The sequence below is a fragment of the Microbacterium sp. CH12i genome (assembly GCF_000685355.1).
Taxonomy (GTDB): domain Bacteria; phylum Actinomycetota; class Actinomycetes; order Actinomycetales; family Microbacteriaceae; genus Microbacterium.
Window position 1 is genome coordinate 1 of the sequence record NZ_JHET01000009.1, and the last position, 12,955, is coordinate 12,955.

Sequence of the window (12,955 nt, forward strand, 5' to 3'; positions counted from 1 at the left end):
GCCAGCGCCGGTGCCGCCACCGTTTGCCCCGGAGAAGGCCGGTCCACCCCATCCGCCATCAGCGTCTCCGCCGACCGCGAGTGCTGCGCCGCCGCTGCCCGACGCCGTCGTGATGTTCTGGTTCACGGACTGGTCGTTGACGGTCGAACGTGCGTCGATCTCGATATCTCCACCGCCACCTGCGCCGCCTGCGCCGCCGCCTGCTTCGTTGTGCAGGTTCAGTTCGTTGAGTCCGGTGTCGTACTGGCGGATGCCGGCATTGACGGAGAAGTCGTTGGCGGAGTCGTGGACGGAGTTGTCCTGGAACGAGTCGTTAATCGAGTCCTTGTAGTCCGAGTTATCGGAGTTGTCGGAGTTGTCGGAGTTGTCCGAGTTATCGGAGTTATCCGAGTTGTCGGAGTTATCCGAGTTGTCCGAGTTGTCCGAGTTGTCCGAGTTGTCCGAGTTGTCCGAGTTATCGGAGTTGTCCGAGTTATCGGAGTTGTCCGAGTTGTCGGACTCGTCGTTGAGCGAGTCGTTGACGAGGATGTTGTCCTCGATGTCGGTGTCAGTGTTTCCGAGGTTGAGTTCGTTGTCCTCGACATTGGTGTCGGTGTTGCCTACTTCGTTGTCGGCGACAACCATGTTGTCTTCGACATTCGTATTCCCGACGTCCTCGACACCCAGGTTCCACTGGAGGCCGAGTACATTCAGGTTGTCTTCTACAGCCATGATGATTCCTCTGTTCGTGAGAGAGTGCCGGTAATGGCGTCGTGCTACGAGTCTGAATCTCGCGGGCTCTCACGGCATCGGGAGTCATCCCGAGGCTTACGGGGATGCTTCGGGGGGGTCGTGTGCGGCTACTGGGGGGTCGGTAGGGGGCGCTCGGGAAACGCAGAAGATCCGGATGCCGCGGCATCCGGACCTTCTAAAAGCGTTGAGCTTGTTGAACCGCTCAGCGAACGACGACGGCGAGGACGTCGCGAGCCGAGAGTACAAGGTACTCGTCTGCTCCGAACTTCACCTCGGTGCCGCCGTACTTGCTGTACAGAACGCGGTCGCCGACGGCGACGTCGATCGGAACACGGTTGCCGTTGTCGTCGATGCGGCCGGGGCCAACGGCCACAACCTCGCCCTCCTGGGGCTTCTCCTTGGCGGTGTCAGGGATGACCAGGCCACTTGCGGTGGTCTGCTCGGCCTCGACCTGCTGGATGACGATGCGGTCTTCGAGCGGCTTGATGGAAACCGACACGGTCTACCTCTTCTTTCTTAACGCTGACAACGAAAGACTTGTTCGCACTCTCAACCCGAGAGTGCTAATCCCAAGTGTATGCGTTCGGCTGGCACTCATGCAATGCGAGTGCCAGTTTGACGCTCTGAGTGTCGGAGCGCCGCGTACTCTGGACAGGTGGAGATGTCCGAGCTGACCGCGTTGCTCACCCCTGAGGGTCTCCGGCTTCTCGATGAGGTCGGCCCCATCGAGTCGACGGCAGAAGTCGCCCGAGCGGTCTCTTCGCTTCGGGCTGCAGGCCACTCCCCTGATCTCGTCTCGGCTGTCGTTGGCCAGGCGCATCTGCGCGCGAAGGCCTCGTCGAAGTTCGGTGGCTTCGCCGAGCGGATGCTGTTCACCAGAGCCGGGTTCGAACAGGCGACGCGACTGGGCGTTGCCGCCCGTCATGCCGGGCGCATGCGCCGTGCGGGCATCACGCGGGTCGCAGACCTCGGATGCGGGATTGGCGGCGACGCTCTCGCATTTGCTGGCGCGGGGTTGGAGGTAGTGGCCGTGGATGCTGATGAGGTGACCGCGGCGATTGCGGCGTACAACCTCGCCCCGTTCGGTGGCGATGCCACCGTCCAGCACGGCACTGCCGAAGAATTCGTGCGCACTAATTTCGGAGAACTGCAGCAACTTCGCAGAGATTCCGCGGATTCCTCCGAAGATCGTGCATTTCTGCAAGATGAGCGCACGGCGGTCTGGCTCGACCCTGCGCGCCGTACCTCTGGTCACAGCGAGACGCGGCGGGTCACGGCATCCGACTACTCCCCCTCACTCGACTGGGCATTTGCGCTCGCAGAGCAGATGCGACCGGAATCAAGCTCGGCCCTGGCCACGATCGCGACAGCTTGCCAGCGGATGCCGAGGCCCAGTGGGTCAGCGCCGACGGCAGCGTCGTCGAGCTCGTGCTCTGGTCTGGTGCGCTCGCGCGCGAGGGCGTACGGCGGGCGGCCCTGGTGATGCGCGGCGATGAGTCGCACGAGCTGACTGCCGGCGCGGATGCTGAGGACGCCGAAGTTCGCGAGCTCGGAGCCTTCGTGCACGAGCCCGATGGCGCCGTCATCCGTGCACGCCTGATCGGCGATGTCGCACGCAGCCTTGAGGCCGGGATGCTGGATGACAAGATCGCCTATCTCACCGGGGATGCGGCGCTGACGAGTCCGTTCGTGCAGTCGTTCCGGGTACGCGAAGTGATGGCTGCGAATCCGAAGTCGATCAACGCCGTGCTGCGCGCGAACGACGTCGGAACGATTGAGATCAAGAAACGTGGCATGGACATCGACCCCGCGGCGTTCCGCAAGAAGCTGAATCTCAGCGGATCACAGACGGCGACGCTGATCCTCACGCGCACAGGCTCGCGACGGATGGCGATTCTCGCCGACCGCGTCTGACAGGGCGCGACGCTTACTTGCCGGTCTTGTCGTCGAGCGCGAGATCGTCAAACGACGGCTCGTCCACCGTGAACTCGATGACATCACCAGTCTCAGGGTCGACCGTCACGTCCGATACGGGGTGCACCGTGATGGTGAGGTACTGCGAACCGTTGCTGGGACGCTCAAAATCGATCTGTGCCACCCGCTTGTGGTGAGAGTCAGGGTTGACCGTGATCATCAGCGACGCGCTGTCTTTCGACCACGGAGCGCAGACTTCTGTGCTGGCGTCCGCCGCGGCGGCGTAGACAAGGCACTGCTCGCCAGCCGCGTCGGCGCGCGATGCTATCCAGACCGGATGATCTTCGAAGTAGCCGACAATCCACAATGACGACTGCTGGTATCCACGCTCGACGAGCGCGTCAAAGATTGCCTGATCTTTGGGCTCATATACGGTGTTGCCCGATGGCGAGTTGAAGAAACTGTTGGTGGCTGCGGCGGGCTGCCCGTCCGGGGTGAACACCAAAGTCGCGGTGGTGACGGTGAAGATGCCCGCGTCGTCCGTAGGAGCTTGCAGGTCAAGCCAGATGCCCTCCGAGCGGACGGCATCGGAGTCCAGACACTTCGCCGAAGATTTATCGCCATTGCCCATGATCAGGCAGACGACGACGCCGACCTCGTCGTCCGCGCTGACTGCTCGGAAGGAACCCACGTCGTAGTAATCCTCCGCTGCTAGAGCGTCCTGCCAACCGCGCTGTTCGTCGGTCAGAGGGACGGATCCGCGGGTGTTGGCCGATACACCCCATCCGACCGCAACACCGATTGCGAGAATCGCTGCGGCGCCGACGACAAGCCATCGCCTGCGCGGATGCCGCGGCTCGGATGCTGCGACGGGTGTGGTGTCAGCGGGTGGGTCAGACGCTGCGACAGGCTCAGCCGCCATATCCGACGCTGCGGCCACTACCCCGCGCCGTCGCCGCTCCAACTCCCGTAGCCGCGCAAGCTCGACCTTCGACGGTTTACCGTCTCGCCCGTAGGCCTTGGCGTGCAGAATCCGCAACTCTGCGGATTCTTCGGGCGTCAGCATCCGCTACCCGATCGCCTCGAACTGCATGGCGGCCCAGATGAGCCAACCGAGGCTGTAGATCGTGGCGGCGATCCCCAAGATGAGCGCCCACACTGCGATCGCCCGATTCTCGACCGGACGCCGCAGCGACATGATCGCCGCGATCACCGCGATGACGGCAAGGGGAATCCCCCACCCGACAAAGAACGAGGCGCACAGCGCGACGACCGCGGCAACAAGGGCCCAGGGAGCGAGACGGGTGTTGTCGTCGTCCATCGCTGCGTCATGCGGCGCCCACTGCACGGCGGACATTCCGGCGGTATCAGCGGGACCGCTGGCGACGACCTGTCCAACGTCCACTGGCCCGGTCGGCATCGTCGTGTAGCCGCCTCGGTGCTCGCCAGGCATGCGCGTGGCGCTCGCCGGATGCTCAACCTCATTGCTCGCCTCTTCGAACGTCGGTTGACGGCTCGAGTCGTCGGCACCCGCGCCCTTGGAAGCGGCACCATTCGAACCGGCACCGTTTGCCCCACTCATCCGGCATTCTCCTGAGACTGCGCGGCGACCTGAATCTCGGTGACCGGCAGCGTCGAGTCCGCGCCGAACGCGAGCGTCGACGGACGCCGCCCCGATGTGATGAGTTCTGCGGCGAGCGCGGCGATCATTGCACCGTTGTCAGTGCACAGCGACAGCGGCGGGATCCGTACAGTCACTCCAGCGTCCGCTGCCCGGGAGAGCGCGACTTCCCGCAACCGCTTGTTCGCGATGACACCTCCGCCGAGCAGCAGTCGGGGCACTCCGAGGTCAGCGCAGGCGGCGAGCGCCTTAGTGACAAGCACGTCGACGACGGCCTCGCGGAAGCTCGCCGCGACATCAGCCACCGGCACGGGCGTGCCCTCTGCTTCGCAGCGTTCGACCCAGCGGGCGACGGCGGTCTTGAGTCCGGAGAACGAGAAGTCGTAGCGGTGCTTCGCCATGTCTGGCGACTTGGAGAGTCCGCGGGGGAACCGAATCGCCTTCGGGTCGCCGTCCGCAGCAGCGCGGTCGATCTCAGGCCCACCCGGATACGGCAGTGACAGCAGCCGCGCCACCTTGTCAAAGGCTTCGCCGGCCGCGTCATCCATCGTCTCGCCGAGCAACTCGACGTCGGTCGTGAGGTCGCGCACGTGCAGCAGTGAGGTGTGTCCGCCCGAGACGAGCAGCGCGATCGTCGGGTACTCGAGCGGCTCGGAATCGGCAGTCAGGATGTCTGCCGCAATGTGCCCGACGAGGTGGTTCACGGCGTACAGCGGCTTGTCGAGTGCAACGGCGAGCCCTTGGCCGCTCCGACCCCGACCATGAGCGCGCCAGCAAGGCCGGGGCCACTGGTGACGGCGATGGCATCGAGGTCTTGTAGTCGCACCTGCGCCTCGGCGAGCGCAGCTTCGATCGACGGCTGCAACGCCTCGAGGTGCGCGCGGGCGGCGACCTCTGGCACGACGCCGCCGTAGCGGGCGTGCTCATCCATGCTCGAAGCGATCGTGTTCGACAGCAGCGTGCGGCCACGGACGATGCCGATGCCCGTCTCGTCGCAGCTCGTCTCGATGCCGAGAACCAGAGGTTCACTCATACGTTGGCCTCCTTCGGCACGATCTCGGGCGGGTTGCTCCCACCCGCATGGGATGCCGCGGCATCCGCCGAAACCCACGCACGCAGATCCAGTCGCATCACAATCGCGTCGACATCATCGGGTTGGTAGTACCGGGGACGCCGCCCGAGCTCGGTGAATCCCTCAGAGACGTACAGCGCCTCAGCGCCGGGATTGTCTGCGCGCACCTCGAGGAACACCTCGCGGGCACGGCGAGCGGATGCTTCGGCAAGAAGTGCACGCAGCAGCGCACGGCCGCGCCCTTCTCCCCTACGCGCTTCGAGCAGGGCGATGGTCTGGATATCAGCATCCGCACTTCCACGAATCGCACGCAGGCCGGCGTAACCGATGATCGCCCCGGCATCCTCGTCTACGAGGTAGTGGCTGTGCTCGCTCGACAGCTCAGCGGCCATAGACTCGGCACTCCACGCATCCGTGGGGAACGAGGCATTCTCGATCGCCATGATCGCGTCGAGGTCGGCGGGGGCGGCGATACGGATAGTCACAGTCCCACCCGCTTCGGTGCGCCGGGCACCGTGACGTCTGGCTGGCGGAGATAGAGGGGTTCGGCGCCGGTCAGCTCGCGACCTGCCGCAATTGCGCGAACGCCGATGCGGCCGAGTGCACCACCATCGAGCGCGGCAATCTCGAACGTGCGGATGCCGTCAAGATGAGCTTCTGCGTCAACCCGAGGCACGAGCACTGTCGTGGTAGTGAGCTGGGGGATGCCATCTGCGTCGAGCCCGTCGAACACACTGATCGCGACCTCGCGGCGGCGGGCATCTGTGACGATCGCGAAGGGGGTTGCCGGAGCATCCGCTTCAATCACGCTGAGCGCGGCCGCGAAGTGGCTGGGTGCCGGGACCACCGGGACGCCGCGACCGAGAGCAAACGCTCGGGCCGTGGCAATGCCGATCCGAAGGCCTGTGAACGGACCGGGCCCCATGCCCTCGACGACGTGTGTGATCTGGCCGGATCCCGCGCCGGCGAGCACCTGCTCAAGCAACCCGCCGATGACTTCGGCGTGTCCGAGCGGGTTTGGGCTGGATGCGTCAGCGAGAGTGCGGCCTTCACCGTCAACGATGGCGACGGCCGAGCCCAATGAGGTATCGACGGCAAGGATCACCTCTCCAGGGTAGTCCGCTCGTTTGTCTGCAGGTTTGCCCCGCTTCCCCAAGATTGTGCGAAGAACGCCGCAACTGCGCTCGCTGACGCTCAGACACGTCCTAGCATTCACAATGAGGGAAGTTCTTACTGCGCTGGGGCGTGGTTGAGGGGGAACGTGTTCACCGTGCTGGGGTCGGTGAGCACGTGGGAGAGGAACAACGATGAGGTCCACCGTGGTGTCTGAGATCAGGCCCAAGCGCCGCCGGCGCCAGTGGGGTACCGAAAAACCGCGCCCGTCGCTGCCGGCAGTGCACGAGCGTCCGTCGACACGCAAGCTCATTCTTAGTCGCGTCGCGATCTGGGTCACTGTGGCGATGTGGGCGCTTTACGTGCTGACTGTGACGCTGACGCTGTTCTTCTCCGGAGTGTTCAATACGACCTGGCGTGTCATCGAGGGTGGCTCCTATGTCGTCGTCGTGTCCTTCCTCACCTTCTCGGCGCTCATGTATCTCGTGGCCAGGCTCGGGGCGTTTCAGCGATTCCGCACCCACCGCCGTGCTGCCCGCGCCGACCTCGATCGGCACTTCTCAGAAGAGCATCGACCGCTCACGGTGCTGGTTCCCTCGTATGCCGAGGAGCCCAGCATCATCCGCAAGACGCTGTGGTCGGCCGCTCTGCAGGAGTATCCGCACCTGCGCATTGTTCTGCTGATCGATGATTCGCCCTTCCCGAGCGATCCAGACACACTCGAACGCCTGGAGGCCAGCCGTGCTATCTCGTATGAGATCAGTGCTGCGCTGCGTGGCCCCAGCACGCGCTTTACGGCCGCACTCGCGGCATTGGACGACACCATGCTCACTCGGGGTGCCGCCGACATGCTGCTGCCGCAGTTGATCGCCGAGTACCGGCATGCCATCGACGTGCTGCGCGCTGCGGGCTTCGGAGAGCGACGCGAGGACCACGTGGACGACTTCTTCGCCGACGAGGTGCTTCTCGGACTGGCCGATGACCTCGAGTCCACAGCGTGCGCGCTCGAAGCCGCACTCGCTGAGGGCTCGTCGCTGCCTTTGGAGCGCATGCGCGAACTGCTGCGCCGCCTGGTGTGGATCTTCTCGGCGGAGCTGACCTCATTCGAACGCAAGCGCTACGTCTCGCTCTCGCACGAGGCGAATAAGGCGATGAACCTGAACTCCTACATCGGCCTCGTGGGGGGACGCTTCACCGAGCAGCAAACGCCCGACGGGCTCGTGCTGCGTCCGACTCCTGGCGGCGCGCACGCTGACCTTGAGGTGCCGTATTCGGACTTCATCCTCACCCTCGACGCCGACTCAGTGCTGCTGCGCGACTACTGCCTGCGCCTCGTTCATTTCCTCGAACAGCCCGAAAACGCCGCGGTCGCAGTGACGCAGACGCCGTACTCGTCGTTCCGCGGTGCTCCGACGCGCATCGAGCGCCTCTCCGGGGCCACGACAGATATCCAGCACATCCTCCACCAGGGAATGACCCAGTACAACGCGACCTTCTGGGTGGGGGCGAACGCCGTGATCCGTATGGAGGCGCTCGATGACATTCTCGAGATTGAGAACGTCGATGAGTTCGAGATCCGCCGCTATGTGCAGGACCGCACAGTCATCGAAGACACCGAGTCCAGCGTTGACCTCGGCGTGCACGGCTGGAAGCTCGCAAACTACCCCGAGCGACTCAGCTACAGCGCCACCCCACCCGACTGGGGCTCGCTCATCGTCCAGCGGCGGCGCTGGGCTAAGGGCTCGCTGAATATTAACTTGGGCGTGTCGAGTTGAGCGTGTAGTTCCATTCTGGGTGCCAGTCGTGGCGGGCGAGGATCCCGTCGGCCTCGAGGGCCTTCATCTGCTGGTCAGGGATCTTCACGCCGAGCGGGTACTCGTTCTGGTCGAGTTCAGCGTGGACACGTAAGCCCGTCCGCGTCGTGGTGGCGGCGATGGTGTTCACGATGACCTCGTGACTGGTCAACGGTCTGCCTCGCCAGTTCATCGAGATATAGGAGAACAGGCCGTGCTCGATTTTGTTCCACTTGCTCGTGCCGGGCGGCAGGTGGCACACCGTGATGGCCAGCCCGGTGTCGGCGGCGAGAGCGGCGAGTTCGGTCTTCCACAACCTCGTGCGGTACCCGTTGGAGCCGCCGCCGTCGGCGGTGATCAGCAACCGTGACGCCCCCGGGTAGGACGCCTTCCCGGTGGTGTCCCACCAGGAGCGGACGGTGTTGACCGCGAACGCGGCGGTGTCATGGTCGGTGCCCACGCTGACCCATCCGGTGTTCGCGGCGACGTCGTAAATCCCGTACGGGTTCGCCTTCCCCAGGTCCGGGTCGATGAAGTCGTGTACCTTGACCTGCTCCGGCTGCCCGGCAGGCCGCCACTCCGCCCCGCGATTCTTGTAGTTGCCGACGAGTTCCTTCTTTTTGGCGTCGACGCTGATCACCGGATCCCCGGCGACCACGTGCTCGATGACCTGGTCGTTGAGGTAGGAGAACTGGCCGTCCCGGTCCGGGTTCTGGTTGCCTTCCACCTGCTTGGAGTTGGCCTGCAGGCTGAACCCGTTTTCTTTCAGCAGCGACCCGACCCGCACCGAGCTGACCGGGTGCCCGGCGGCGGTCAGCTCACCCGCAAGATGCTCCGTGGACAGCGTCGTCCAGCACAACGCCGATTCCGGGTCTCCCCGACGGGTCGGTTCCACCAGTTTCAGTAGCGCCGGGACCAGGCCGGGGTCGGTTTCGGTGATCTTCTTCCGGCCCCCGCCCGGACGGCGCACCCGGTCCAGCGGCGGCTGCCCCGATTCCAACTCGGCGACGCCCTGCTGCACCCGGGACCGGGACGAGCCCGACGCCCGGGCCACTGCCACGATCCCTCCATGCCCCAGCGAACGAGCCCGAGCGGCGAGCACCAGCCGCGCCGACCGCTCATCCAGATGCGGCAGCACCGCCTCGAACTCCGCAGCCAGCTCCCTGACGACATCCCCGGAAACGGCCATACACCATTATCAGCCACCAATCACGATCAGACGTGTTTATTTATTAGCGTGTCCTAATCAAAGAGAACCTCTACCGCGAGGCTGGTGTGAGCCGCGCGACCATGAACCGCGCGAGCGCTGTGCTCGAGGAGTGGTCACGCCAGGTCGACGGAACCCAACCTCGCGACAAGGAGGTCCAAGACCTCAAGGCGGCACTAACGTATGCACGGGCTGGCTCCCGCGAACTGCGCGAAAGAACGAGGGAGCTCGAGAGTCAGCTCACCATCGCGGCGACGACAATCGCGGAGTTACACGTCGAGAACCAGCTACTTCGAGGGCAAGACTCGACGCGCGGGGTGACCCCTATCCGAAAGCGACCGAACGACGTTTGAGGGGTCATCGCAGTAGCTGTTCTCCGGAGCTGCCCATCGCGGAGGGCTGCCTCTAGAAAGTCCCGAGCCAGTTCTGGCCGTAGATTGTGCTCGGCGAGCAGGGCCTCGAGTGGGCTTCGCGCTTGGCAGCAACGAACGCCTGCCATTGTTCGTGTCCTCGCCGTCGCCAAAGCCGTCGCGTTCGGGTTTTGCTCAGTTGAACTGGAAATTCTTATACGAGCTCCGAACGTTGAAGCGCCGCCCATCCTTGCGTCGCTGCAGGAACCCAGCAACGGTGTCGACGTCGTTGGGCCGCATCTGCAGCTCGCGACACTTGGCTCGGACCTGCTCGACGGTGATCGAGACCCACCGCTCAGGCCGGTTCATCATGTCCGCCTTGAGCATGTCCTCTTCATTCCATTTGAGCCCCGACGAGTACCCGGCCGCCATTTGAGCGACGTATTCCAAGATGCCCTCGACACCGTTCGGCAGCGGTTCGCTCGGTGCCGCATCGGCGGTGTCTGAACGTGGCTGCACCGTGCCGTCCTTGAGAAGCTGGACCGGATTGACATCCTCGATCCACACAGCGGCTTCCGTCCCCCCGTGCTCGATCACGACGAGCGCGTCAGGTTCCGCATCCCACAGATCGTTGAGGTGCTGGCGATCGGGCCAGCAGTAGATGACCCGCCGACCCCGAAGCATGCCGACCGAGAAGCCGCGCCACGTCTGCTGGGTGACGCCCGGCCGTTTGATCAGGTGCTTCAAACTGTCCCCGTCGAAGTCCTTCTGCGGAGTCACCACGATCACCGGCCCACCCTTTTGAGTGGCGAGCCAGCGAAGCGCCCGCAGGTTCTGGGCTTCGCGCGAGTCGTCCTCGCTGATCCGTGAGATTGCGGCAGGGTACGTAGCGTTGGTCGGCATCGGCTTCCTTCATGATCGAGTGGTGCGCTGTCCGTGATGCTAGGTGGGGCCGCAGACATCGAACGGGCGAGGAGGAATCAAAGTGGCGCTCACCAAAGAGCAAAAAGCGGCGCGAGCAGCGAAGCGCGATCTGAACAAAGCGCTCGAGGCGGAAGCCCGCGCACACCGCAACGAGGCCAGTAGGCAGCGGTGGATCGACGAAGGCATGTACCTGACACAAGAGGAGGCCGCCGCCGGCGAACCCTGCCGCGGTTGCGGTCTGACCGTGATCGACAACCTCGGAAATTGGCCCGGCACGATGTTCCTGACTGACGAGCAGCGTGTCGAGTACGACGACGCCGAGGCCCGCTATCGGGAGATGCACCCTGACTGCGAATCGCACCGCTGGAGCATGGCCGGTTCTCGCACTGCGCATTGCGGTTCGTGCTGTCCACCGCTCCCCATCCCAGAGAAGCACCTGGACGAACTTCGACAGTTCTTGGCGGCGCTCCCGCCTCGCCGCGAGGATGAGTTGGTCCGCTGGGCTCGAACGCTGACGTGCGGGCACATCGTCGACGTCAGCGCCCATTACTCGAACGGCGAGCCGAGCTTGCGGTCCGAGCGGTGCGTTCGATGCAAGCTCACGCGCGGCGTGGTCACCTCCGAGAGGGTGGTGACAGCGGCCTCGCGTGCGGCGGAAGCCCGACGCCATCACGCCGACGACGTTACGAGGGCAGAGCGCGAAGTCGCGAGAGCAGAAAGGGCAACGCGGGCTGCCAAGCGGAAGCTGGACGCACTCCGCGCCCAGTCATAAGGCAGGGCGAACTCACAGATCGCGGCGGCGTGGCACTTCGCGGCATGCTCCGTCGCGATGACGGAAGTCAATGCCTCTGCCGATCAACGGATACGCGTCCGGGGCGTTGACACTCATCTGCGGTCAACGTCCGCTCCCTCGACTACCGTGTCTCACAGGGGCTCCGTCCGCCCCGAACTGGAGGGCGTGTGAACGGCGAGATTGAACTGGTCAGCGACGGCGACGGCGTTGCCATCTTCGGCGACCCCAGGGAAGTCGACCTCTTCCTCTCCACCGCGGGAGTGCCGTCGCAGGAGATCGCGCTTCACCAAAAGCTCGGCTCCGCCCTGAACACCGGTTCGGGCGCCGCGCAGGCCGGCTCTCAGATCGCCGCGAACTCGGGACGCTGGGTGAAACTCACCGAGGATTCCGCCAAAGCGCTCAAACTCGGCAAGGCGATGAAGGGATCGTCCGATGGCGTCAGCCGCGCCATCGCGACGACAAGCAAGGGCAAGGTCACGAAGATCCTTGAGTTTGTGAAACCCGGATCGGTTGGGTCGATGCTCACTAACCCCGCGATGCTCGCAGGCGCTGCAGGCATCATGGCGCAACTGGCCATGCAGCAGACGATGGACGAGATCACGGACTATCTCGCCAAGATCGATGAGAAAGTCGATGACGTGCTGCGCGCGCAGAAGGACGCAGCGCTGGCGGAGATGATCGGCGTCGGCTTCGTCATCGACGAGGCGATGACTGTCCGAGAGCATACCGGGCGGGTTTCGGACGTCACGTGGTCGAAGGTACAGGGCGCGTCTCAGACCGTCGCCACCACGCAGGCCTATGCGCTGCGACAGCTCGACGCCCTGGCCGAGAAGCTGGAGAAGAAGAAGCGAAGCGTCGGGGATGTTGCGGAGGTCGCCGCCGAGGCTGACGCCACCGTCGAGGAGTGGCTGGCGGTCCTCGCGCGTTGCTTCCAGCTCCAGGACGGCCTCGCGGTACTTGAACTTGACCGCGTGCTCGATGCCGAGCCCGCCGAACTCGAACGCCACCGCGCTGGCGTTCAGGCCGCCCGTCGCAAGCGCCGCGAACAGATTGCAACCACGACGCGCAGCCTGCTCGCCCGCATGGATGCGGCGGCGAGCACAGCGAACGAAAAGGCGCTCCTGCACCCTTTCAAAGCTGGCAACGTCGTGCGATCCAGCAATGAAGTCGCGGCTGACGTCCTCGTTTTCAACGAGCGGATCGGCATCGATTCGACTCGGGACGCTATCCAGGCCAAACGCTGGATCGTGGCGGTGGGCGAGGCTAGAGACAAGGCGGTCGAGGCCGGCGGTGAAGGCGTCGACGTCGTCCGCCGCTTCGGCATCAAGACGTTCGAGGATGCGAAAGTAGTTGGCGAGAAGCTTGGCCAGGAATTCGCCGAACGGATGCCGCAGCGACGCTCTTCCCATGACGCCGACGCAGACAACGAGCGGTAG

9 protein-coding genes and 4 pseudogenes are annotated in these 12,955 nt (G+C 64.5%); 4 read left to right on the plus strand and 9 right to left on the minus strand.

What is annotated here, in order from left to right; all coding sequences use genetic code 11:
• A pseudogene (locus DC31_RS18765) lies at positions 1–711 on the minus strand (hypothetical protein); the annotation flags it as partial.
• A gap of 223 nt (positions 712–934) precedes the next feature.
• Entirely contained in the window at positions 935–1,231 is a 297-nt protein-coding gene (gene groES / locus DC31_RS11960; protein ID WP_028502311.1) for a co-chaperone GroES, read from the minus strand.
• 156 nt (positions 1,232–1,387) lie between these two features.
• Here groES and DC31_RS11965 point away from each other — a divergent pair.
• Positions 1,388–2,646: pseudogene (locus tag DC31_RS11965) on the plus strand (class I SAM-dependent methyltransferase).
• A 13-nt stretch (positions 2,647–2,659) separates the two neighbouring features.
• Here the strand turns inward: DC31_RS11965 and DC31_RS11970 are convergent.
• From DC31_RS11970 to tsaB, 5 genes and pseudogenes are all read right to left on the minus strand, one after another.
• Complete coding sequence (locus tag DC31_RS11970) at positions 2,660–3,712, minus strand: hypothetical protein (RefSeq protein WP_036280464.1); 1,053 nt, start codon at positions 3,710–3,712, stop codon at positions 2,660–2,662.
• A 3-nt stretch (positions 3,713–3,715) separates the two neighbouring features.
• Positions 3,716–4,228 (minus strand): hypothetical protein, encoded by a 513-nt coding sequence (locus tag DC31_RS11975; RefSeq protein WP_200872926.1) that lies wholly within the window; start codon positions 4,226–4,228, stop codon positions 3,716–3,718.
• Positions 4,225–5,300 (minus strand): annotated as a pseudogene (tsaD, locus tag DC31_RS11980) (tRNA (adenosine(37)-N6)-threonylcarbamoyltransferase complex transferase subunit TsaD). Before tsaD ends, DC31_RS11975 begins: the two are co-directional and overlap by 4 nt.
• Positions 5,297–5,824, minus strand: a complete 528-nt coding sequence (gene rimI, locus DC31_RS11985; protein ID WP_051606858.1) for a ribosomal protein S18-alanine N-acetyltransferase — start codon at positions 5,822–5,824, stop codon at positions 5,297–5,299. The pseudogene tsaD and the gene rimI overlap by 4 nt, the downstream one beginning before the upstream one ends.
• The gene (gene tsaB, locus DC31_RS11990) at positions 5,821–6,444 is read right to left on the minus strand and encodes a tRNA (adenosine(37)-N6)-threonylcarbamoyltransferase complex dimerization subunit type 1 TsaB (protein WP_036280466.1); all 624 of its coding nucleotides are present in this window, start codon (positions 6,442–6,444) and stop codon (positions 5,821–5,823) included. Before tsaB ends, rimI begins: the two co-directional genes overlap by 4 nt.
• A gap of 1,159 nt (positions 6,445–7,603) precedes the next feature.
• Between tsaB and DC31_RS19565 the strand changes: the two genes are divergently transcribed.
• Entirely contained in the window at positions 7,604–8,227 is a 624-nt protein-coding gene (locus tag DC31_RS19565; RefSeq protein ID WP_235201484.1) for a glycosyltransferase family 2 protein, read from the plus strand.
• Here the strand turns inward: DC31_RS19565 and DC31_RS12000 are convergent.
• Positions 8,223–9,434 (minus strand): annotated as a pseudogene (locus tag DC31_RS12000) (ISAzo13 family transposase); the annotation flags it as partial. The gene DC31_RS19565 and the pseudogene DC31_RS12000 sit on opposite strands and share 5 nt — an antisense overlap.
• A 563-nt stretch (positions 9,435–9,997) precedes the next feature.
• A complete protein-coding gene (locus DC31_RS12010) occupies positions 9,998–10,705 on the minus strand; it encodes a hypothetical protein (protein ID WP_036280469.1) in 708 nt (235 codons plus the stop codon).
• An 82-nt stretch (positions 10,706–10,787) separates the two neighbouring features.
• Between DC31_RS12010 and DC31_RS12015 the strand changes: the two genes are divergently transcribed.
• Both DC31_RS12015 and DC31_RS12020 read left to right on the plus strand, forming a co-directional pair.
• Positions 10,788–11,498 (plus strand): hypothetical protein, encoded by a 711-nt coding sequence (locus DC31_RS12015; RefSeq protein ID WP_036280472.1) that lies wholly within the window; start codon positions 10,788–10,790, stop codon positions 11,496–11,498.
• 188 nt (positions 11,499–11,686) lie between these two features.
• A complete protein-coding gene (locus DC31_RS12020; protein WP_036280475.1) occupies positions 11,687–12,955 on the plus strand; it encodes a hypothetical protein in 1,269 nt (422 codons plus the stop codon).